Source organism: Ciceribacter sichuanensis, from assembly GCF_024055605.1.
GTDB classification, from domain to species: domain Bacteria; phylum Pseudomonadota; class Alphaproteobacteria; order Rhizobiales; family Rhizobiaceae; genus Allorhizobium; species Allorhizobium sichuanense.
Map to the genome: position 1 here is coordinate 245,288 of NZ_JAMXLX010000003.1, position 21,140 is coordinate 266,427.

Annotated in this window: 21 protein-coding genes; 10 read left to right on the forward strand and 11 right to left on the reverse strand. The window is 61.7% G+C overall.

The window, feature by feature from the left end; genetic code table 11:
* Nucleotides 1–189 precede the first annotated feature (189 nt).
* The 4 genes from NBH21_RS11790 to NBH21_RS11805 form a co-directional block, all read right to left on the reverse strand.
* Nucleotides 190–3,390, reverse strand: a complete 3,201-nt coding sequence (locus NBH21_RS11790; RefSeq protein WP_250913513.1) for an efflux RND transporter permease subunit — start codon at nucleotides 3,388–3,390, stop codon at nucleotides 190–192.
* On the reverse strand, nucleotides 3,387–4,370 hold the full coding sequence (locus NBH21_RS11795) for an efflux RND transporter periplasmic adaptor subunit (protein ID WP_250913512.1): 984 nt from the start codon (nucleotides 4,368–4,370) through the stop codon (nucleotides 3,387–3,389). Before NBH21_RS11795 ends, NBH21_RS11790 begins: the two co-directional genes overlap by 4 nt.
* 26 nt (nucleotides 4,371–4,396) lie before the next feature.
* On the reverse strand, nucleotides 4,397–4,597 hold the full coding sequence (locus NBH21_RS11800) for a YgaP family membrane protein (RefSeq protein WP_250913511.1): 201 nt from the start codon (nucleotides 4,595–4,597) through the stop codon (nucleotides 4,397–4,399).
* 116 nt (nucleotides 4,598–4,713) lie between these two features.
* Nucleotides 4,714–5,577, reverse strand: a complete 864-nt coding sequence (locus tag NBH21_RS11805; RefSeq protein WP_250913510.1) for a DMT family transporter — start codon at nucleotides 5,575–5,577, stop codon at nucleotides 4,714–4,716.
* Between the two features lie 210 nt (nucleotides 5,578–5,787).
* Between NBH21_RS11805 and NBH21_RS11810 the strand changes: the two genes are divergently transcribed.
* Entirely contained in the window at nucleotides 5,788–6,981 is a 1,194-nt protein-coding gene (locus tag NBH21_RS11810; RefSeq protein ID WP_250913509.1) for an MFS transporter, read from the forward strand.
* Between the two features lie 15 nt (nucleotides 6,982–6,996).
* On the opposite strand, the gene NBH21_RS11815 is transcribed toward NBH21_RS11810, so the two are convergent.
* Both NBH21_RS11815 and NBH21_RS11820 read right to left on the reverse strand, forming a co-directional pair.
* The gene (locus NBH21_RS11815; protein ID WP_250913508.1) at nucleotides 6,997–9,273 is read right to left on the reverse strand and encodes a xanthine dehydrogenase family protein molybdopterin-binding subunit; all 2,277 of its coding nucleotides are present in this window, start codon (nucleotides 9,271–9,273) and stop codon (nucleotides 6,997–6,999) included.
* 2 nt (nucleotides 9,274–9,275) lie between these two features.
* The gene (locus NBH21_RS11820) at nucleotides 9,276–9,734 is read right to left on the reverse strand and encodes a (2Fe-2S)-binding protein (RefSeq protein WP_342452007.1); all 459 of its coding nucleotides are present in this window, start codon (nucleotides 9,732–9,734) and stop codon (nucleotides 9,276–9,278) included.
* Between the two features lie 76 nt (nucleotides 9,735–9,810).
* Between NBH21_RS11820 and NBH21_RS11825 the strand changes: the two genes are divergently transcribed.
* From NBH21_RS11825 to NBH21_RS11835, 3 genes are all read left to right on the forward strand, one after another.
* The gene (locus tag NBH21_RS11825) at nucleotides 9,811–10,398 is read left to right on the forward strand and encodes a TetR/AcrR family transcriptional regulator (RefSeq protein WP_250913507.1); all 588 of its coding nucleotides are present in this window, start codon (nucleotides 9,811–9,813) and stop codon (nucleotides 10,396–10,398) included.
* Between the two features lie 81 nt (nucleotides 10,399–10,479).
* Nucleotides 10,480–11,730, forward strand: a complete 1,251-nt coding sequence (gene ispG, locus NBH21_RS11830) for a flavodoxin-dependent (E)-4-hydroxy-3-methylbut-2-enyl-diphosphate synthase (RefSeq protein WP_163902105.1) — start codon at nucleotides 10,480–10,482, stop codon at nucleotides 11,728–11,730.
* A gap of 79 nt (nucleotides 11,731–11,809) precedes the next feature.
* Complete coding sequence (locus tag NBH21_RS11835) at nucleotides 11,810–12,475, forward strand: YiaD family glycine zipper/OmpA-like lipoprotein (RefSeq protein ID WP_250913506.1); 666 nt, start codon at nucleotides 11,810–11,812, stop codon at nucleotides 12,473–12,475.
* 78 nt (nucleotides 12,476–12,553) lie between these two features.
* Here the strand turns inward: NBH21_RS11835 and hisC are convergent, their stop codons facing one another.
* Entirely contained in the window at nucleotides 12,554–13,609 is a 1,056-nt protein-coding gene (gene hisC / locus NBH21_RS11840) for a histidinol-phosphate transaminase (RefSeq protein ID WP_250913505.1), read from the reverse strand.
* A gap of 1 nt (nucleotide 13,610) precedes the next feature.
* Nucleotides 13,611–14,525 (reverse strand): polyprenyl synthetase family protein, encoded by a 915-nt coding sequence (locus tag NBH21_RS11845; protein ID WP_250913504.1) that lies wholly within the window; start codon nucleotides 14,523–14,525, stop codon nucleotides 13,611–13,613.
* A gap of 317 nt (nucleotides 14,526–14,842) precedes the next feature.
* On the opposite strand from NBH21_RS11845, the gene mtgA reads away from it, so the two are divergent.
* From mtgA to NBH21_RS11865, 4 genes are all read left to right on the forward strand, one after another.
* The gene (gene mtgA, locus NBH21_RS11850) at nucleotides 14,843–15,508 is read left to right on the forward strand and encodes a monofunctional biosynthetic peptidoglycan transglycosylase (RefSeq protein ID WP_250913503.1); all 666 of its coding nucleotides are present in this window, start codon (nucleotides 14,843–14,845) and stop codon (nucleotides 15,506–15,508) included.
* Between the two features lie 76 nt (nucleotides 15,509–15,584).
* Nucleotides 15,585–16,232, forward strand: coding sequence for a glutathione S-transferase family protein (locus tag NBH21_RS11855; protein ID WP_250913502.1), 648 nt, complete (start codon nucleotides 15,585–15,587; stop codon nucleotides 16,230–16,232).
* 158 nt (nucleotides 16,233–16,390) lie between these two features.
* Complete coding sequence (gene rpmF / locus NBH21_RS11860; RefSeq protein ID WP_007604390.1) at nucleotides 16,391–16,576, forward strand: 50S ribosomal protein L32; 186 nt, start codon at nucleotides 16,391–16,393, stop codon at nucleotides 16,574–16,576.
* 130 nt (nucleotides 16,577–16,706) lie between these two features.
* Nucleotides 16,707–17,114, forward strand: a complete 408-nt coding sequence (locus NBH21_RS11865; RefSeq protein WP_250913501.1) for a hypothetical protein — start codon at nucleotides 16,707–16,709, stop codon at nucleotides 17,112–17,114.
* Nucleotides 17,115–17,194: 80 nt separating this feature from the next.
* Here NBH21_RS11865 and phaR read toward each other — a convergent pair whose 3' ends face one another.
* The gene (phaR, locus tag NBH21_RS11870) at nucleotides 17,195–17,770 is read right to left on the reverse strand and encodes a polyhydroxyalkanoate synthesis repressor PhaR (RefSeq protein ID WP_250913500.1); all 576 of its coding nucleotides are present in this window, start codon (nucleotides 17,768–17,770) and stop codon (nucleotides 17,195–17,197) included.
* A 230-nt stretch (nucleotides 17,771–18,000) separates the two neighbouring features.
* Here phaR and NBH21_RS11875 point away from each other — a divergent pair, with 230 nt between their 5' ends.
* Both NBH21_RS11875 and phbB read left to right on the forward strand, forming a co-directional pair.
* A complete protein-coding gene (locus NBH21_RS11875; RefSeq protein ID WP_250913499.1) occupies nucleotides 18,001–19,182 on the forward strand; it encodes an acetyl-CoA C-acetyltransferase in 1,182 nt (393 codons plus the stop codon).
* Between the two features lie 145 nt (nucleotides 19,183–19,327).
* Nucleotides 19,328–20,053 carry a beta-ketoacyl-ACP reductase gene (gene phbB / locus NBH21_RS11880; protein ID WP_250913498.1) on the forward strand — a complete coding sequence of 242 codons (726 nt, stop codon included), beginning with the start codon at nucleotides 19,328–19,330 and terminating at the stop codon, nucleotides 20,051–20,053.
* A 350-nt stretch (nucleotides 20,054–20,403) separates the two neighbouring features.
* On the opposite strand, the gene NBH21_RS11885 is transcribed toward phbB, so the two are convergent.
* Together NBH21_RS11885 and NBH21_RS11890 are read right to left on the reverse strand one after the other, a co-directional pair.
* Nucleotides 20,404–20,658, reverse strand: a complete 255-nt coding sequence (locus NBH21_RS11885) for a glycine zipper domain-containing protein (RefSeq protein ID WP_250913497.1) — start codon at nucleotides 20,656–20,658, stop codon at nucleotides 20,404–20,406.
* 26 nt (nucleotides 20,659–20,684) lie between these two features.
* Nucleotides 20,685–20,840, reverse strand: coding sequence for a DUF3309 family protein (locus NBH21_RS11890; RefSeq protein ID WP_099059607.1), 156 nt, complete (start codon nucleotides 20,838–20,840; stop codon nucleotides 20,685–20,687).
* Between the last annotated feature and the right edge of the window lie 300 nt (nucleotides 20,841–21,140).

The window sequence follows — 21,140 nt, forward strand, 5'->3', positions numbered from 1 at the left end:
GCGGTTTGGGCCGCTGCCACCGTCTTGCTCGCCTGTCTTATGGGGGACGGAAACCCTTCCGCTCGCTCCTGCATGAAAACGGGGTGAGGCGTTGCCACGAGTGTTCTCCCCCCTTGAGGGGGAGATGTCCGGCGGGCCAGAGGGGGTGTCATCCGATCTTGCGAGACCGGATGTGTGCAGGATCTATCTTCAGGTCCGCAACACCCGGTAGATCGCCGGGATCACCAGCACGGTCAGAAGCGTCGAGGAGGCAAGGCCGAAGAGCAGCGAGATCGCCAACCCCTGGAAAATGGGATCTGTCAGGATCACCGCCGCGCCGATCATGGCGGCAAGCGCCGTCAGCAGGATCGGCTTGAAGCGGATGGAACCGGCTTCGATCAACACTTCCGTCAGCGGGCGTTCGGGCGAGGCGGCATGGCGGATGAAATCCACCAGCAGGATCGAATTGCGCACGATGATGCCGGCCAGCGCGATGAAACCGATCATCGAGGTCGCGGTGAAGGGCGCATGGAACAGCCAGTGACCGCCGAGGATGCCGATGAAGGTCAGCGGGATCGGTGTCAGGATGACCAAAGGCAGCTTGAACGAGCCGAACTGGGCGACCACGAGGATGTAGATCCCGAGCAGCGCCACCATGAAGGCCGCCCCCATGTCGCGGAAGGTGACCCAGGTCACTTCCCACTCGCCGTCCCACAGAAGCACGGACTTGCTTTCATCTGCCGGCTGGCCATGAAGAGCGACGTCCGGCTTTTCGAGGCCGGTCCAATCCTGCCTGTCGAGCGCATCCTGAACGGCGAGCATGCCATAGAGCGGTGCCTCGAAATCGCCGGCCAGCTCGGCTGTGACCATCTCGGCATAGCGGCCGTTGTGGCGGAAGATCGGGAATGACGCCTTTTCCTCCGTGACGCGGATGACGTCGCCGAGTTCGACTACCGAGCGCGAACCCGGCAGCAGATTGGCGGGGATCGGCGTCGAGAGGAACTTTTCGTCGAGCACCTTCGCGCCCTTCGGCCGGCTGATGACGATCGGGATCGGTGCGCGGCCTTCCCCGCGATGGGAGTAGCCGATGGTCGTGGTGCCGTTCAGGATCGACAGCGTATCGAAGACATCGTCTTCCGATACGCCGAAGAAATCGAGGTCGTCAGTCGAGATCGTGGCGCGCAGACGCGGGGCGGGGGTTCCGTAGCTGTCATCGACATCGACGATGAAGGGCACGGACTGGAAGGCTTCCTTCACCTTGCCGGCGGTCGCACGGCGCGTCTCGGCGTCGGGGCCGTAGATTTCCGCCAGCAGTGTCGCCATGACAGGCGGTCCGGGCGGCGGCTCCACCACCTTCAGCACGGTTCCTTCCGGCATGGCGACTTCCGTCAGAAGCCGCTTGCGCAGGTCGAGCGCTATGTCATGGCTCGAACGGTCACGCTCGCCCTTTGGCGTCAGGTTGAGCTGCACGTCACCCATATAGGCGTTCGAACGCAGATAGGCGTGGCGCACCAGACCGTTGAAGTTGAAGGGCGCTGCCGTTGCCGCGTGGGTCTGGATGCTGACAACCTCCGGCGTGGCCAGCGCCACCCTCGCCACACCTTGAGCCACCGCATCGGTTGCCTCGACGGACGAGCCTTCCGGCAGGTCAATCTGTACCTGCAGTTCCGATTTGTTGTCGAAGGGCAGGAGCTTCACCGTGACGTGCTTCGTATAGAAGAGCGAGAGGGAGCCGAGGGTTGCCACGCCAACGAGTAGAAGGAAGACCCAGCTTGCCTTTTTCGAGGCGAGGATCGGGCGGGCGACCGCGGCATAGCCTTCGCCGAGTCGGCCGCCGGTGCCGTGAGTGGTGTCGTGATGCAGTTTCGCCTTCCCGGCGATCTTCAGCATCAGCCAGGGCGTGACCACGACGGCGACAAAGAAGGAAAAGATCATTGCGGCCGAGGCATTGGCCGGGATGGGGCTCATATAGGGACCCATCATGCCGGACACGAACATCATCGGCAGCAGGGCGGCAACCACGGTGAGCGTTGCGACGATGGTGGGATTGCCGACTTCGGCAACGGCGTCGATTGCCGCTTGCCGACGATCCTTGCCGTCGTTGAAACCCCAGTGACGCGCGATGTTCTCGATGACGACGATGGCGTCGTCGACGAGAATGCCGATCGAGAAGATCAGGGCGAAGAGCGAGACGCGGTTCAGCGTGTAGCCCATCAGGTTCGCGGCAAAGAGGGTGAGCAGGATCGTCATCGGGATAACGATCGCGACCACGACGGCCTCACGGCGGCCGATGGCGACCCAGACGAGGGCGATGATGGAGAGCGTCGCCAGTCCGAGATGGAAGAGCAGTTCGTTCGCCTTCTCGTTGGCGGTCTCGCCGTAATTGCGGGTGACCTCGACCGCCATGCTGTCCGGGATCAGCTTGCCCTTCAGGTCTTCGACACGGTGGAGGATCTCCTCGGAAACGACGACGGCATTGGCGCCGGCGCGCTTGGCGAGTGCCAGCGTAACGGCCGGCACACGCTTCATTTCGCCGTTTTCGCCCCGTGTGACGGTCGCGGCGCGGGCTTCTTCCGTATCTGTGACGAAAGAAATGTCCGCGACATCGCGCACATAGACGGGGCGGTTGTCACGGGTCGTCAGCAACAGGTTGCCGATCTCGGCGGGTGTGGAGAGGGTTTCTCCTGCGACGACGTCGATTTGCCGGCCGTTGCTCCTGACCTCGCCGGTCGGGAAGGCTCGGTTTGCCGCGGTGACCTTGGCAGAAAGCTGCTGCAACGTTACCCCGTTGAGCGCCAGTTTTTCCGGATCCGGAGCGATGCGGATGGCGTCCCCCGCCTCGCCGACGAGGTAGCTGAGGCCGACATTGTCGATCTTTGCCATTTCGACGCGCAATTCGCGGGCGATGCGGGTGAGTGCAGTGGCGTCGACCTCGGCGCCCTTGTCTTCCGAGGGCGTGAGTGTCAGCGAAACAATCGCCACGTCGTCGATGGTGCGGCCGACGACCAGCGGTTCGGGAATGCCGACCGGGATCGAACCCATGTTGGCCCGGATCTTGTCGTGCACGCGCAGGACAGCGCTGTCGCCGGAGGTCCCGACGATGAAGCGTGCGGTGACGACCACCTTGTCGTCATAGGTCGTGCTATAGACGTGTTCGACGTCGTTGATGCCCTTGACGATGGTTTCCAGCGGCTCGGTGACGAGCTTGACCGCGTCTTCCGCCTTCAGTCCGTCGGCCTGCACGATGATATCGACCATCGGCACGGAGATCTGCGGCTCCTCCTCGCGCGGCAGCGTCATCAGCGCGACGATGCCCAGTGCCAGAGCGGCAAGCAGAAAAAGCGGGGTAAGCGGCGAGGTGATGAAGCTTTTCGTCGGGCCGCCGGCAATACCAAGACCGGGAATTTTCATGGCAATACGATCTCGTCGCCGGCAGCAAGGCCGGTCAGGATTTCGGTCATCGGCTGGCCGTGGATCCGGATCGGTTTCGCGGTCACGACGGCGCGCTCGGTCGTTTCCTCGCCCGCCTTGATGGTGACGTAATCGACGCCGTAGCGGTTCTTCAGGGCGGCTTGCGGCAGGAAGAGCGCATGGCGCTCGCCAACCGGCACCCGTACGAGCACGCGCTTGTTGACGAAGGAGGTCGGCAGATCGCCGACCTCGACATCGGCGATGACCCGGCCGTTGTCGATCTCCGGGTAGATTTTGGCCAGGCGCCCCCTGCTTTCATGACCGTTGCCGCTGTCGATCTCGATAGAGGCGCCTTCCTCAAGAAGGTCGGCATGACGTTCGGGGATGGCGAGGCGCAGATAAAATCCGCCGCCGCCAATGGTGGCAACGGTCTCGCCGGCCATGATGACGGCATCTCTGGTGACGGGAACGGTCAGCACCTTGCCGGAGGTCGGAGCGAGGACGTCGCCCTCCTTGCCCTGCTCTATGTAGACAGACCGCTGCGCTTCAGCGGCTGCGATCTGGTTGCGCACGACATCGACCTGCGTGCGCAGGGCATCGAGCCTCTGGGCAGTGGTCACCCCGCGCTTGATCAGTTCCTCGCCACGGCTCAGTTCCGACTGGGCGTTGTCCAGCGATGCCTTCAACCCCAGAAGTTGGGCGTCGATCGCGGCGATCTGGAAGTCGACCTTGTCGTCCTTGACCGTGGCGATCACGTCACCCGTACCGACGCTGTCGCCTTCCGTGACCTTGAGGTCGATAACGGTTCCACCGATGCGCGCGCGGGCAGGCACGCTATTGCGGGCCTCCACGCGGCCATAGACCGCCTTCCACTCCGGGACCGTCATCAGCTGGAGGTGAAGGGTTTCGGCGTGCAGCGCGCTGGTCGCCATGAGCGCAAAGGTGAACGCCGTAAGGCGGGCAAGCGGCTGGACGTTCATGATGCCGTTCCTCGTGGCAAGTGAATTCAGAATGCCGTTCCCGAGCGTACGCCGAGCTTCTTGAAGATCATCGCGGCAGGGCAGAAGCCGGTAAAAGCGGACTGCAGCAGGTTGGCGCCGACGAAGACGGTGAACCAGACGAACAGCGGATGTACGAACACCGTCAACACGACGGAAAGGAGAACCATCGCACCGGCGAAAGCCAGAACCATACGATCGAGAGACATAAAGACCTCCGGGAAAATATATACACATATTCGTATATATGATGGTTTATATGCATGCAAGCGCTATTTCATCGGAGAAAGGATAAGCGAATGAACGGCGTTCGGAAAGGGAAGGTTCAGCCTCTCGCCGTAAGGCGTTCGCTGAAGACGATGATCAGGCCGGCGCTGCAGATCAGCGCTGCGCCGATGAAGACGTTGGTGGCGGGAATGTCGCCCCAGATCGCATAGCCGAGCACAAAGGCCCAGACAAGGGAGGTATATTCGAAGGGGGCGAGAACGGAGATCGGCGCCCGGCGCATGCCCTCGAAGAAGGCGAACTGGGCGCCGCCGCCGATGATGCCGGTCGCCAGCGACAGCGCAAGCTCGACGGGTGTCGGCGTGTGCCAGACGCTGATCAGCATGGCGCCGGTCAGCAGGAGGAAGAAACTGTTCGTCACGGTCATCTGCACCAGCGAGCGAGCGCCCATGGCGGTGCGGCGCAGGAGGACGGTCGAGAAGGCCCAGAGGCAGGCGGCCTGCAGGGCGAGATAGACCGGCAGGGTGATCTTCATGCCGATGGGATTGCTGGCGATCAGCACACCGAGGAAGCCGACGATGACCGCAAGCCAACGCGGCGGGGTCACCCGTTCCTTGAGGATCGGCACGGCGAGCAGGGTCGCGACCACCGGTGCCGCGTAATACAACGTCTGCAGGGATGCGAGCTGCATCGATTTCGCGGCATTGTAATAGGAAAGCCAGGCGGTCAGCAGCAGCAGGCTGCGGATCATCATGGGCTTCACGACCGGGGAGGATGCCGTCTCACGAACGAGGGAAGGACCGCCGAACACCAGGCAGCCGACAAGGATCGTGGCGCTGCGGAAGAAAAGGATCTGCCAGACCGCCGTGGTTTCGACGAGGATCTTGATGGTGCCGTCGTGCAGTGTGAACAGAAAATAGGAAAGGCTGGTCAGCAAAATGCCGATGCCGACGGAGGTTTTCACTCTTGCACCTGTGGCGGGTCTCGATGGGGCGGTGGCGCGGGCGCGTCGACCGTGAGGAACGAGTGCGCATCTTTCCTCTTCCACATTTTCTGTCAATCGACTTGAAAACTTCGATGTCGCAAAGACGCAAATCGTGAAAAGAAGGCGTCGATTCGGGCATTGAGAATTCAATCGATTTAAATAGAGTCCCGCGATAAAGGGAGGCCGCATATGCTTGACATCGTGAAGGAGGCACCGGCAACGGGCGCTGGTGCTCGCCTGATCACCCGGCCGCGAGCCGCGGTTTCGGCGCTGTTCTTTCTCAACGGGCTGATGATGGGTTCCTGGGCGCCGAAGATCCCTCTCTTCGCGGAGGCACTGCACCTCAGTTCCGCCGATCTCGGCATCATGCTGTTTATCTTCGGCATCGGCTCGCTCATCTGCATGCCGGTGGCCGGCATGCAGATCGCCCGCTTCGGCTCAAGCCGTGTCGTGCAGGTGGCCGCGTTCTTCTATCTGCCGACCATTGTGGGCATGACACTCGTTCATTCCGTCTGGGCGGGAGCCATCGCCATTTTCCTGTTCGGCGGTATTGGCGGGGCGATGGACGTGGCGATGAATGCCAATGCGGTCGAGGTGGAGCGGTCCATGCGCCGCTCGATCATGTCGTCCTGTCACGCGTTCTGGAGCCTCGGCTGCCTCGTCGGTTCGGCCTGCGGCGGATTTCTCATCGCTTTGCTGGGCCCACTCGGTCACGCCCTCATCGTCGCCGGTGCCGGATGGGTGCTTTTCTTCATCATCCGGCCGATGATCTTCGCCGATGCACCGCATCCTTCGGAACGTCGGGAGCGTGCCAAGTTCCCCGTCTCACCGCTGCCCTGGTTGATCGGCATCATCGCGCTGTTCTCGATGATCCCCGAAGGCTCCATTCTGGACTGGGGCGCCCTCTACCTGCGCGACGAACTCAATGCGCCGACCGCCTTTTCCGGTTTTGCCTTTGCCGCCTTTTCGCTGGCCATGGCCGCGATGCGCTTCGCCGGCGATCTGGTGCGCGACCGGCTCGGCGCTGTCAGGACGCTCAGGATCTGCGCGGTCATTTCCTGTGTCGGGCTTGTCGTCGCCGGGCAAGCACCGGATGTGACCGTGGCGCTGATCGGTTTCGGGATCGCCGGCATCGGCATTTCCAACATGGTGCCGATCGCACTTTCCGCCGGCGGCAATATTCCCGGCCTCGCACCGGGCATTGCGCTCTCGATCGTCACTACGCTCGGCTATTCCGGTATCCTGTTTGCGCCGTCGGTGATCGGCTTCATTGCCGAATATACTTCGCTTGCCACAGTCTATACCGGTGTGTCGCTGCTCAGCCTCGTGGTGTTGGCCTTGTCTGGCCTTGCCCGGCATGCCGACCGGGTTGCAGGCCACTGACCGATCCCGGATCGGTCAGGCGAATTCGATCTCGTTTGCAAAAGGCAGACGGCGCAACCTCTTGCCGGTCAGCGCGAAGATGGCATTGCCGAGTGCGGGCATCGATGGCGGCGTGCCGGGCTCTCCCGCGCCGCCCATATGCGGGGCGTTTTCCAGAAGCTCGACCTCGATCCTAGGACACCTGTCGATGCGCAGTGCGTCGTGGTCGTGGAAATTGGATTGTTCGACTGCGCCGTCGACGAAGGTGATCTGCTGGCCGATGGCGGCCGACAGGCCGAAGACGATACCGGACATCATCTGGGCCTTGAAATTAAGCGGATCGAGCACGAGGCCGGGATCGGCGGCGCACCAGACGTTCTCGATGCGGATCGCGCCGTCCCGCTCGGAGACCTCCACCACTTCGGCGACCCAGCTACCGAAGGAGAGCGAGAAGGCGAGGCCGCGGGCGTGGCCGGGTTGCGCGGGCGTCGCCCAGCCGGCCATGTCAGCCACCTTTTCGACGACGGCGCGGGCGACGGGGAAGTCGGCCATCAGTTCCCGACGGAGATCGAGGGGATCGCGACCGCCGGCATGGGCGATCTCGTCGATGAAGCTTTCATGCATGAAGACGTTGTAGGAGTTTCCGACCGAGCGCCAGAAGCCGACCGGAACCGCCAGTGGCACCTTGCGGCCGTCGATCCGGTAGTTTTCGATGCCATAGGGCTGGTTGAAGGCGCCGTCGATCAGCGCATTGTCCGGGCCGCCCAGGGGGATGTCGGGATAATAGCGGCCGATGGCGCTGGTCATGACCGAAGGCGAAGCGACGGATCCCACAAGCGCCCGGGGAATGCCTTTCTCCTCGAGGGATGCCTTGTAGCGGGCCTTTGCCACCGGGCGATAAGGACCGTGGGTCATATCCTCCTCGCGGGTCCAGGTCACCTTGACCGGCCGGCCCTCTGCTTCGAGCGCCAGACGAATGGCATAGTCTGAGAAATCCGGCTCGATGCGACGTCCGAAGCCGCCGCCAAGGAAGGTGGTATGAACCCTGATCTTCTCCTTCGGCAGGCCGGTGATGCGCGAACCCACCGTGTCGATCAGCGTCGGTCCCTGGTTTGGCGCCCAGACATCGAGAAGGCCATCCTTCAGCCGTGCGGTGGCGTTCATCGGCTCCATGGCGGCATGGGAGAGGAAGGGGGCGTCGTATTCCGCCTCGACGATGCTGTCATGCGGGGCGTCGGCGAAGACGAGATCGGGATCGCCAAGCGTGCGGAGGCTGAAGGAATCCGTTCCCTTCAAGGCTTCAGTGAGCAAGGCTTCCATCTCGGCGGAGGAAGACGGGATTGGTCCCTTGTCCCATTCGATGGTGACGGCCTCCGCCGCCTTGAAGGCACGCCAAGTGTTGTCGGCGATCACGCCGATGCCATGGCCGTAAGGGCTGTCGATCGCGACGATTTTCTTCACGCCGGGCATGGCGAGTGCTGCAGTGCCGTCGAAGCTCCTCATCCGGCCGCCGGGACTGGGGTTCATCCTCACCGTGCCGTAAAGCATGTCGGGCAGATCGACATCGACGCCGTAGATCGGCGCGCCGGTGACCTTGGCCAGCATGTCCTTGCGCGGCTGCGGCTTGCCGAGGAGCTTCCAGTCCTTTCGCTCACGCAAGGTGATGTCGGACGGTGGAGCCAGTTCCGCGGCTTCCAGCGCCACGTCCCCGTAAGAGAGCGCCCTGCCGGATGCAGGATCGGTGATGATGCCGTCTTTCGTCGTAAGCGACGCGGCCTGCGCTCCGAGCCGGCGGGCGGCGGCCTGTTTCAGGGTCTCGCGCGCGGCGGCGCCTGCGTGGCGCATCCTGTCGAAGCCGTCGATCATCGAGGTCGAACCGCCGGTGAACTGCAATGCGACGAATTTCGCGACGACGCCCATGGTGCCACGCAGGCCCTCGGCCAGGAAGCTTTCATCGAAGCGCGGAAACGGTGCGCCTTCGCGCATGGCCGCCGCATTGTAATAAGCAGGCGCGGAGGGGCCGTGCTCGATGACCACCTGATCCAGCAGGACGTCGAGTTCCTCGCAGACGAGGGCGGCAAGGGTGGTGTAGCTGCCCTGTCCCATCTCGGCGCGCGGGGCGATGATGGTGATGCGGTTGTCGGAGCCGATCTTGACGTAGGGATTGAAGGTTGCCTCGCCCTCGCCGAGGTCGTCCTTCAGCGGATTGGCGAAGGGTTTCCGGTAGCTGTAGTAGCCGAAGGCGACGCCGCCCGCGACAGCGGCGGTGCCGAGGAGAAAGGTACGTCGCGCGATCTTGCCGATGCTCGCCATGGTCACGCTCCTGCCATCTGGCTGGCTGCCCTGTGTATGGCAGCGCGGATGCGCGGATAGGTGCCGCAGCGACAGAGATTGCCGGACATGGCCGTGTCGATATCCTCGTCCGTCGGGGAGGGATTGGTTTCCAGCAAGGCCACGGCGTTCATGATCTGGCCGGCCTGGCAATAGCCGCATTGCGCCACCTGTTCGTCGATCCATGCCTGCTGGACCGCGTGCAAGGCATCGCCCGAAGCTAACCCGTCGATCGTGCGGACGGGGGACGTGACGTCTGCTGCCGCGATCTGGCAGGAGCGGACGGCCTCGCCGTCGATGATGACGGTGCAGGCGCCGCATAGACCCGCGCCGCAGCCGAATTTCGGTCCCTTGATATTGAGAGTGTCGCGAAGCGCCCACAGGAGCGGCATATCGGGTTCCACCTCGATGGCATGGGTGGCGCCATTGACGATCAGGTTCACTTCGAAGCCCTCCTGGTTTAGGGTCGTCCGGGATTATCGTTGTGACAAAATAACAAAATATGTCAGAATGTCAAACATGGCTGAATTGAAAATCGATCACAGGCGGGCGATGGTGCTGACGGCGGCGCTCGCCACCTTCATGACCTATGGCTATAAGCGCACGACGATGGACGACATCGCCAAGGCCGCCGGGCTTTCCCGCCCCGCGCTCTACCTTCTCTACCGCAACAAGGCTGATGTCTTCGGCGCTTGCCTGGAAATAAAGATGGAGGAGATGCGGGAGAAGGTGGCGGGATGCTTCAATGGTCGGGGATCCGTCAGCAGAGAGGTCGAGGCGGCGCTGGTCGAGGGCATCCTGCGCCCGCATGAAGAGATTGCCGGAACGCCGCATGGTGCGGAACTTTTCGACGTGAAGCACGAATTTGCCGGCGACCTGTTCCTCGCCTGGATGTCGGCCGTCGAGGAGGAGATCGCCTCCGGCCTGCTGGCTGCCGCGAAAGCGGGCCGGATCGGTGCCGCTGCGGGCGATGTTTCCCTGCAGGAAATCGCATCAATTCTTCTTGATGCCGTGGAGGGCATGAAGATGCGAACACCCGGTATTGATGTGCTTTCCCGCAAGCTCCCGGTGCTCGTGCGCATGCTGATCGCGCCGCTCGAGACGTAGAGGTTTTTTAGCCTGTGGTTGACAAGCGATCCCGTTTGATCCACCTCAATCCAGCAGTTTTCTGCCGTTCGAGAGACTCCGATGGCTTCAGCAGACGAATTTGATCCCAAACCGCGCCGCGCAACCGTGGCCGTCGATGTCGGCGGCGTGATCGTTGGCGGCGGCGCACCCGTCGTCGTTCAGTCGATGACCAACACCGATACCGCCGATATAGATGCGACGGTCGCTCAGGTGGCGGCGCTCTTCAAGGCCGGGTCCGAGATCGTGCGCATCACGGTCGACCGTGACGAGAGTGCCGCTGCCGTGCCGAAGATCCGCGAGCGGCTGCTGCGGCTCGGCATGGATGTGCCGCTGGTCGGCGATTTCCATTATATCGGCCACAAGCTTCTGGCTGATCATCCGGCCTGTGCCGAGGCTCTGGCGAAGTATCGCATCAATCCCGGCAATGTCGGTTTCAAGGACAAGAAGGACAAGCAGTTCGCCGATATCGTCGAGATGGCGATCCGCTATGACAAGCCTGTCCGTATCGGCGTCAACTGGGGCTCGCTCGATCAGGAACTCCTGACCCGACTGATGGACAAGAACCAGGAGGAAGGCTTCCCGCTTTCCGCCCGGCAGGTGACGCGCGAGGCGATCGTGCAGTCCGCCCTTCTTTCCGCCGAACTTGCCGAAGAGATCGGCCTGCCGCGTAACCGCATCATCCTGTCGGCCAAGGTTTCCCAGGTGCAGGACCTGATCGCCTGTTATTCGATGCTGGCAGAACGTTCCAACCATGCCCTGCATCTCGGCCTGACCGAGGCCGGCATGGGGTCGAAGGGCATCGTGGCGTCCTCGGCGGCCATGGCTTACGTGCTGCAGCACGGTATCGGCGATACGATCCGCGTGTCGCTGACACCGGAGCCGAATGGAGACCGCACGAAGGAAGTGCAGGTGGCGCAGGAAATCCTGCAGGTCATGGGCTTCCGCCAGTTCATTCCGGTAGTCGCAGCCTGTCCCGGCTGCGGACGCACGACCTCGACGGTGTTTCAGGAACTCGCTCAGCGCATTCAGGACGACATCCGCAAGAACATGCCGGTGTGGCGCGAGCGCTATCCGGGTGTCGAAGGGCTCAACGTCGCGGTCATGGGCTGCATCGTCAACGGACCGGGAGAGAGCAAGCACGCCGATATCGGCATATCGCTTCCCGGTACCGGCGAAACCCCGGCTGCTCCCGTCTTCATCGACGGGCAGAAGGCGATGACGCTGCGCGGTCCCAACATCGCTTCCGATTTCGAAGCGCTGGTGAACGACTACATCGAAAAACGCTATGGCAGAAAGAGCGCCGCCGAGTAAGATCGCCGGTCTCACAACTTCATATTGCCGCAATTGGGCTGTTGAGGCCTTCCGAGTTCCACTGGGAGTGATTCCGACGATGATCAAGAAGCTTTCGATCCTCGCGCTCGCCGCGATTTTCCTTTCCTCCTGCACCACGACCGATCCCTATACCGGTCAGCAGAAGGTTTCCAATACAGCAGGCGGCGCAGTGCTCGGTGCGGCTCTCGGTGCAGTTGGCGGCGCAGTCGTTGGCGGTGGCGGACGGTCAAGCCGTAATGCGGCCCTGATCGGCGCCGGCATCGGCGCGCTGGCCGGCGGCGCGATCGGCAACTACATGGACCAGCAGGAAGCCGAACTGCGCGCCCAGTTGCAGGGAACCGGCATCTCGGTCACCCGCGCTGGTGACCGGATCATTCTCAACATGCCGTCGAACATCACCTTCGCCACCGACCAGTATGCGGTGATGCCGCAGTTCTATCCGACACTGAATTCGGTCGCGATCGTGCTCAACAAGTTTAACCGCACGCTTGTCGACATCAATGGCCATACGGACTCGACCGGCAGCCTCCAGCATAACCAGCAGCTGTCGCAGAACCGCGCCGATTCGGTCGCGAACTACCTGTTCGGCCAGGGCCTCGACCAGCGTCGCGTTTCATCTGTCGGTTTTGGTCCGAGCCAGCCGATCGCATCCAACGCGACGCCGGACGGACGCGCTCAGAACCGCCGCGTGGAGATCCAGATCGCGCCGATCACGCAGGGCTGACGGTCCGGCCAGCAGGCCGTTCCCGATGGGATCATTCAAGGCGTCGCTTCCGGGCGACGCCTTCTTCTTTGGTCAATGTCAGAGAATGTCGTCGAGGGCTTCGACAAGGCGGCGGCATTCGGCTTCGGTGCCGATGGAGATGCGCAGGAAGTCGGCAATGCGTGGCTTGCCGAAGTGGCGCACCAGAACGGCCCGCTCGCGCAGCGCGGCGGCCAGTGCCTTGCCTTCGAAACCCGGCTTGCGGGCGAAGATGAAATTCGCCTGCGACGGCAGCACCACGAAGCCGCGGTTTTCCAGTTCCACCGTCAGGCGGCGGCGATTTTCGATCAGTTCGTCCCGGCGGGCGGTGAACCAGGCGTCATCCTCGATCGAGGCGACCGCGGCAACCTGCGCGATGCGATCCAGCGGATAGGAATTGAAGCTGTCCTTCATGCGTTCCAGCGCCTCGATAAGCGGACGCTGGGCGATGGCGTAGCCGACCCTGAGACCGGCGAGCGAGCGCGATTTCGAGAAAGTGCGGATGACGATGACGTTTTCGTTTGTGGCGACCAGCGGGATCGCCGTTGCGCCGCCGAAGTCGACATAGGCCTCGTCTACCGCCACGACCTGATCGGGATGGGCGGAGGCGAGCCGTTCGATATCGCCAAGCGGCAGGCCGATGCCTGTCGGGGCATTCGGATTGGGCAGGATGATCGCGCCGCAGGGGCTGTCATAGTCTTCCGGGCGGATGCGGTAATCCGCGTCGAGCGGGATCGTACGCGTCTCGATGTCGAAAAGGCGGCTGTAGGTCGGGTAGAAGCTGTAGGTGATATCCGGATAGAGCAGCGGCGCATCGTGCTTCAGCAGGCTTGCGAAGATGAAGGCCAGAACCTCATCCGAGCCATTGCCGACAAAGACCTGTTCCGGCGTCACGTCGTGATAGCGGGCGATTGCCTCTTTCAGCGCCTTGGCCGAGGGATCGGGATAGCGGCGCAGATCGTCATTGGTCGCGGCGTGGATCGCCTCCAGCACCTGCGGTGAGGGACCCCATGGGTTCTCGTTGGTGTTCAGCTTCACGAGGTTTGCGATCGCGGGCTGTTCCCCGGCGACATAGGGCTCGAGCGAGGCGACGATCGGCGACCAGAACTTGCTCATGTCAGTGCTTTCGATTGGCGATGAAACGGGCGGCTTCGATGAGGGTTTCAGCCTTCTCGCCATAGGGGCCGATCAGGCTTTCCGCCTCCGCCACCAGCCGGTCGAGTTCGGCTTCCGCCCATTCCTGCCCCTTGAGCGCCACCAGCGTTCCCTTGCCGCGAGCGGCGTCCTTGCCAGCCGCCTTGCCGAGCGTGGCTGCGTCGGAGGTGAGGTCGAGCAGGTCGTCGGCCAGCTGGAAGGCGCGGCCGATCACCTCACCGAAACGCCTGAGGCGGTCGCGTTCTTCTGCCGGTGCCTCGGATATGATGGCGCCGGCTTCGCAGGCAAAGCGCAGGAGCGCGCCGGTTTTCATCGATTGCAGAAGCACGATGCCGGCCTCGTCCGGCGCCTGCTTCTCGGCCGCAAGGTCGAGGGCCTGACCGCCGGCCATGCCGCCGATACCAGCGGCGCGGGCAAGCGCCAGCACCAGTTCGATGCGGGCGCGGTCGGAAAGCGCCGTTTCCGGCGCCGCAATCACGTCGAAGGCGTAGGTCAGAAGACTGTCGCCGGCGAGAATGGCGGTCGCCTCGTCATAGGCGATGTGGACCGTCGGCTTGCCGCGGCGCAGGTCATCGTCATCCATCGCCGGCAGGTCGTCATGCACCAGCGAATAGCTGTGAAGACATTCGAGCGCGCAGCCGACCCGAAGCGCCGCGCCGGCATTGCCGCCGAACAGTGCGGTACTTTCGACCAGGAGGAAGGGACGGATGCGCTTTCCGCCGTTGAGCGCCCCATGTCGCATGGCGTCGAGCAGGCGCTGCGGCCGGGCAATCTCGCCGGGCAGGCAGCCGGACGACAGGAGTTCGCCCAGAAGGGCTTCCACGCTTGAAGCGGTTGTCAGCAGGCGGCTTTCGAAGGAAGGTGTCGTCGGGCTCATAAGGTGGCTATTTGGCATGCTCTTCAGGTGCAGGCAACGGGAATCTGGGGGCTTGGCGAGTCGGGGGGCAAAGCGGTCTGGCATTGGCCGCAAAGGGCAGGTAAAGCGCATGTCGCGATCTTTCAGATTGGCTCCATGCGCTTTCAGTTTTTGTTTTATGGCATGTCGCTGCCGCAAAACCGCTGCACAGTTTTGCACGACATGCTTTAAGAGAGACGGGAAGTCTAACATCGGACAGGGTTTCATTGGCTGAGGACAGCGATATCGGGTATGTGGGCCCGGAGGAGGAGCCGGTGCCGGCGCGACGGATACCGCAGATGGCAAAGCGGATGGCCGGCGTCGTGGCTGCACTTCTGTTGCTGCCCTATGCGCTGATCGTCTTCTACCGTCTCGACTTCATCCATCCCGTCTCGACCCTGATGCTCGCCGATCTCGCGACGTTCCAGGGATATGATCGCCGCTGGGTCGAATTCGAGGATATCTCTCCGAACCTGGTGCGCGCCGTGATGATGTCGGAAGACGGACAGTACTGCTCGCATCACGGCGTCGACTGGGGCGAGATGAAGGGTGTGATCGACGATGCCCTCGCCGGCGAGGCCACGCGCGGCGCAAGCACCATTCCGATGCAGACGGTGAAGAACCTCTACCTCTGGAACGGCCGCTCGATGCTGCGCAAAGCGATGGAACTGCCGCTGGCGATCGTCGCCGACGCCATCTGGTCCAAGCGGCGGACGATGGAGATCTACCTCAACATTGCGGAGTGGGGTCCGGGCATTTACGGCGTCGAGGCCGCGGCACAGCATCATTTCAAGATCCCGGCGGCGAAGCTCAATGCGCGGCAGGCGGCGTTGCTTGCCGTTTCTCTTCCCAATCCGATTACTCGCGTGGCGAGCAAGCCGGGCAGCGGTATGAAGCGTCTGGCCGGCGTGGTCGATCGCCGCGCCAAGCGTTCCGGCGATTACATCACCTGCCTTTATGAGTGACCTCCAAAAGATTTGTTGGTGCTGAACCTTTCTCGTCCTTAAGCTCTCTCGCGAATGAAACCAGCGGGGGAAGGCAATGGAAGGTCTCGTTCTCTACATCGGCAACAAGAACTATTCGTCGTGGTCACTGCGGCCGTGGATCGGACTGACGGCGGCCGGCATTCCTTTCGAGGAAAGGCTAATCCCCTTCGATTTTGCGGCCGGCAATCCGCTCTTTCGGGACATCTCGCCGACCGGGCGGGTGCCGGTGCTCCATCACGGCGCGCTAAGGGTCTGGGAGTCGCTGTCGATCATGGAATACGCAGCCGAGCTTTTCCCAGATGCGGGGCTCTGGCCGGAAGACGTCGGCGACCGGGCGATGGCGCGCTCGATTTCGATGGAAATGTTGTCCGGCTTTCGCGCATTGCGTAACGCCTGTCCGATGAACATCCGGCGTGAGAAGGGCAAGATCAAGCTGCCCCAAGGCGTGACTGACGACGTCAGGCGGATCGAGGATATCTGGCGGGATATGCGTCGGCGTTCCGGCGGGCCTTTCCTGTTTGGCCGCTTTTCCGCCGCCGACGCTATGTATGCGCCGGTAGTCAGCCGTTTCGATGTCTATGACCTCGTTTCCAGTGGGGATACGTTGGAATATATGGCGGCTGTTCAGGCCCATCCGGCGTGGATAGCGTGGCGTGAAGCGGCTAAAGTAGAAACCTGGGTCGTGCCAGAGGACGAGGTGTGATGCCGGTTTCGTAAGGCCCGCGCGAAAAAAATGCTGTGGGGACTGGTCAAAGCCCAGCGGGGCATGTATAAGCCCGCAAAATTCCGAGATCGAGACAGATGCTGTTCGGCCTCATCGGGCCGCGGAATCTGTTTTGTCCGTCATGTGGAGTAAGTGAAATGGCTGTACCGAAGAGAAAAACAAGCCCGTCCAAGCGCGGTATGCGCCGTTCTGCTGACGGTCTGAAGGCCCCGACCTATGTCGAGGACAAGAATTCCGGCGAACTGCGTCGCCCGCACCATATCGATCTGAAGACCGGTATGTATCGCGGCCGTCAGGTTCTGACGCCGAAGGAAAGCGCATAAGTTCTGCTTCGGCAGAGATGCTTTGAAAGGCCGGCCTTTGTGCCGGCCTTTACTTTTTTCGGCCGTACAGCGATTAATCGTCCCGAAATGAGACAGGGGATATTATCCCCGCCGGCTGAAGGACTTTTTCATGGTTGCCGCCATCCCGCTGATGATCGTGCCGTTCGTGCTCTACAATCTCGCCATGCTCGGAGTTTTCGGAGCCGGCGGCATCGCGGCGCTGCAGAACGAGGTGATGTCGCTGTCGATGCTATCGGGTGCGATCTGGACGCTGTCCGTCGGCGACGTGTTCATTCTGGTTGCTCTGGTGGTGCTGTTCATCGAGATCCTCAAGGCCACGCGCAACGGATCCGGCTCGCTTCTCAACCACATGCTGTCAATGCTGGTTTTCATCGCATTTCTGGTCGAATTCCTGCTGGTGCGGAATGCGGCAACGCAGAACTTCTTCATCCTCATGACGGTTGCTTTCATCGACGTCGTCGGCGGCTTTGCGGTTTCCATCCGTTCCGCCGGCCGGGACGTCTCTATCGGTCTTTGATCGCCGGCTTGTTCCCGACCAACGAAAAAAGGCGGAAGTTAACCTTCCGCCTTTCGTGTTCCTGAACGTCTTGTCCTGCCTCAGAGGCTGTCGAGCTTGCTCTGCAGCGTGCGAAGCTGTTCCTTGAGCTCGTCGATGTCCTTGGCTTCCGCCTTGCGGCTTTCCTTCGGCGCCTGGCTGCCGACGAAGGGCGAGAACATCTGCATGGCCTGATGGAACATTTCGGTGTTGCGCTTCACCTGCTCCTCCATGAGCTGGATGGGCATCTGCAGGTTCTTGGTCAGCGGCGTTTCGCCGAAAGCCCTGGTGATCTGCTCGCGCATCTGGGTCTGTTGTTCGGTGAAGGCCTTCATCGAGTGTTCGAGAAAGCTCGGCACGACCATCTGCATCTGGTCGCCGTAATAGCCGATGAGCTGTCGCAGGAAGGAAATCGGCAGAAGCGTGTTGCCGGTCTTCGATTCCTGTTCGAAAATGATCTGCGTCAGGACGGAATGGGTGATGTCCTCACCGCTCTTTGCATCCTGAACGACGAATTCCTCTCCCTTCTTCACCATCTTGGCCAGGTCTTCCAGCGTGACGTAAGTGCTGGTGCCTGTGTTGTAGAGCCGGCGGTTGGCATATTTTTTTATGACAATATCGCCCTCTGTCTTGGCCATTCGTGCCTCCTAACCCCGTCGTTATTGTGAGTTTTTGCTCTTCCCTTCACGAATGTAAACGCAAACGAAGCATGGTGACAATCTCTTTGTGCAATGCGGGACCCGCATTTGATGAAATTCAAGAGGGTACAACCAAGGAATGAAACGGGTCGGCTTTCTTCCTGTTTGACACCGGGCTAAAGCTTTGCCAGTTTCATCGTCAAAGGCTGATAAAACGCGAGGAGACGTCCATGAGCAGTGCATCCATCGTCATCGCCAGCGCGGCGCGTACGCCGGTCGGGTCGTTCAATGGCGCCTTCGCCAATGTTCCGGCTCATGATCTCGGCGCCATCGCCATCAAGGGCGTTCTGGAACGGGCCGGCGTCGACGCCAAGGAAGTCGACGAGGTCATTCTCGGTCAGATTCTCACCGCCGGACAGGGGCAGAATCCGGCTCGTCAGGCCGCAATGAAGGCTGGCATCCCGCAGGAAGCGACGGCATGGGGCATCAACCAGCTTTGCGGCTCGGGTCTGCGTGCCGTAGCACTCGGCATGCAGCAGATCGCCACCGGCGACGCCACGATCATCGTGGCAGGCGGGCAGGAATCGATGTCCATGGCGCCCCACGTCGCCCATCTTCGCGGCGGCACCAAGATGGGCGACCTGAAGATGATCGACAGCATGATCAAGGACGGGCTGACGGATGCCTTCTACGGCTACCACATGGGCATCACCGCCGAAAACGTTGCCCGTCAGTGGCAGCTTACCCGCGAAGAGCAGGACGCCTTCGCCGTTTCCTCGCAGAACAAGGCGGAGGCAGCGCAGGTTGCCGGTCGTTTCAAGGACGAGATCGTTCCGGTCGTGGTGCCGAGCCGCAAGGGCGACATCACGGTCGATGCCGACGAATATATCCGCTTCGGCGCGACGCTTGACGGCATGACCAAGCTCAAGCCCGCCTTCGACAAGGAAGGCACCGTGACCGCCGCAAACGCATCCGGCATCAATGACGGCGCGGCTGCGGCCCTCCTGACGACGGAGGAAGAGGCTGGCCGCCGTGGCATCGCTCCGCTTGCCCGTATCGTTTCCTGGGCAACCGCCGGCGTCGATCCGCAGATCATGGGAACCGGGCCGATCCCGGCCTCGCGCAAGGCCCTGAAAAAGGCGGGCTGGAATGTTGCCGATCTCGATCTGGTGGAGGCCAATGAAGCCTTTGCGGCACAGGCCTGCGCGGTCAATAAGGATCTTGGCTGGGACACTTCCATCGTCAACGTCAATGGCGGCGCCATCGCGATCGGTCATCCGGTTGGTGCGTCCGGTGCGCGCATTCTCAACACGCTGCTGTTCGAGATGAAGCGCCGTGGCGCGAAGAAGGGGCTTGCCACGCTTTGCATCGGCGGCGGTATGGGCGTCGCCATGTGCCTGGAGGCTCTCTAGGAGAAGAACAGACGACCTGCACGGGAGCCGGCGGCTGCCGGGAGGCGCGGGTTGCTGCGATCAAGTGTCATGAAACTATCCTAACAACGGCTTCGAAAGAAGAGCCGGTGGCCGGCGAAGCTTTACACTGAGGGAGTGACAGCGCATGAGCAGAGTTGCATTGGTGACGGGTGGAACACGGGGCATCGGAGCGGCGATCTCGGTCGCTCTCAAGGACGTGGGCTATTCGGTGGCGGCAAACTATGCCGGCAACGACGAGAAGGCGCAGGCCTTCAGGGAGGAGACCGGCATTCCGGTCTTCAAATGGGATGTATCGAGCTATGGCGCCTGCGTGGAGGGGATCGCCAAGGTGGAGGCGGAGCTCGGGCCGGTCGAGGTGCTGGTCAATAATGCCGGCATTACCCGCGACGCGATGTTCCACAAGATCACCCCTGAGCAGTGGAACGAGGTGATCAATACCAATCTCAACGGCGTCTTCAACATGACGCACCCGATCTGGTCGGGAATGCGCGACCGCAATTTCGGGCGTGTCATCACCATCTCCTCGATCAACGGCCAGAAGGGTCAGATGGGGCAGGCCAACTATTCCGCGGCCAAGGCCGGCGATCTCGGCTTCACCAAGGCGCTCGCCCAGGAGGGGGCTGCCAAGGGCATCACGGTTAACGCTGTCTGCCCCGGCTATATCGGCACGGAAATGGTGCGGGCCATTCCGGAAAAGGTGCTGAACGAGCGGATCATTCCGCAAATTCCGGTCGGCCGTCTCGGCGAACCGGAGGAGGTTGCGCGCATCGTGGTGTTTCTGGCTTCCGATGATGCCGGTTTCATCACCGGTTCGACGATTTCCGCCAATGGTGGCCAGTTCTTCGTTTGATAAAACTCCATTCGAGTGCTCCGGGGCCGGCCTTCGTGCCGGCCCTGTTCGTTCCGGCACAAGCGTTAATGAGGAAAGTCCGATAGGGCGTCCCAATCCTTAATATCCATCGTCTCCTATGGTTAACTATCTGTAATTTCACAATATATAGCAGTGAACAAAGCGGGAAAACCGGTGTGTCTGTGATTCGTAGCCGATTCGTTCCGGCTTTGATCGGAGTGTTAACGAGGCTCCCGAAGCGGACGTCAAAAAGCCACCGGCGGCGGGCCGGTGGCTTTCTGGAAGCACCTGCTGCATGTCGATAAGGCGATCGCGAGCCGATGGCCGGCCCGCAACCTTCCTCGTATGCCTTACCGGCAACGTGCTTCGTAGTGGCGACCGTAGCGGTCGCGATAGACGCAGTAACCCGGCCGTTCCTGAGACTGGCCAATCAGTGCGCCGGCTACGCCGCCGACTGCAGCACCGACTGCTGCGCCGCCCCAGGAATTGGTGGCGACACCGCCGATGACCGCGCCGGTTGCAGCGCCGATGCCGGCGCCTTTCTCCGTCTGCGTGCAGGCGGCAAGGGGGGCAATCAGTGCAAGAACGAGAAGAACCTTTTTCATTGTCTTTCCTTTCAGGTTGATGGCGCTCAGATACGGCCCATGAGCAAGAGAATAATCAGTATCAGGACTACGAGGCCCAATCCACCGGAAGGTCCATAGCCCCAGCTTCGGCTATATCCCCAGTTCGGCAGCGCGCCAACCAGAAGCAGAATGACGATGATGATGAGAATTGTACTCAGCATAGCGGCCCTCCCTATTTCGATGCAAAGCCTGAATTTCGCTTTGCATCAACGTAGTCGTCCCGATTTTGTTCCGCGCGAGTTTTATGTCGCGGGAAACATGAAACGGAGATGAACAGGATTGTGGCTTGTCACTTTGCGTACGACCTTTCGGACGATGATCTGCGTGGTGCTGAAAGAGTGCCGTTCGGGCTTGCGAGAAAAATGCAAAGACACGGTTGACAGTGCTGGATTTCGCGAATCGGTACTTGCCCAACGAAATTGCGATGTTGCGACACGAACTTCATGATTTGATTCAGCATT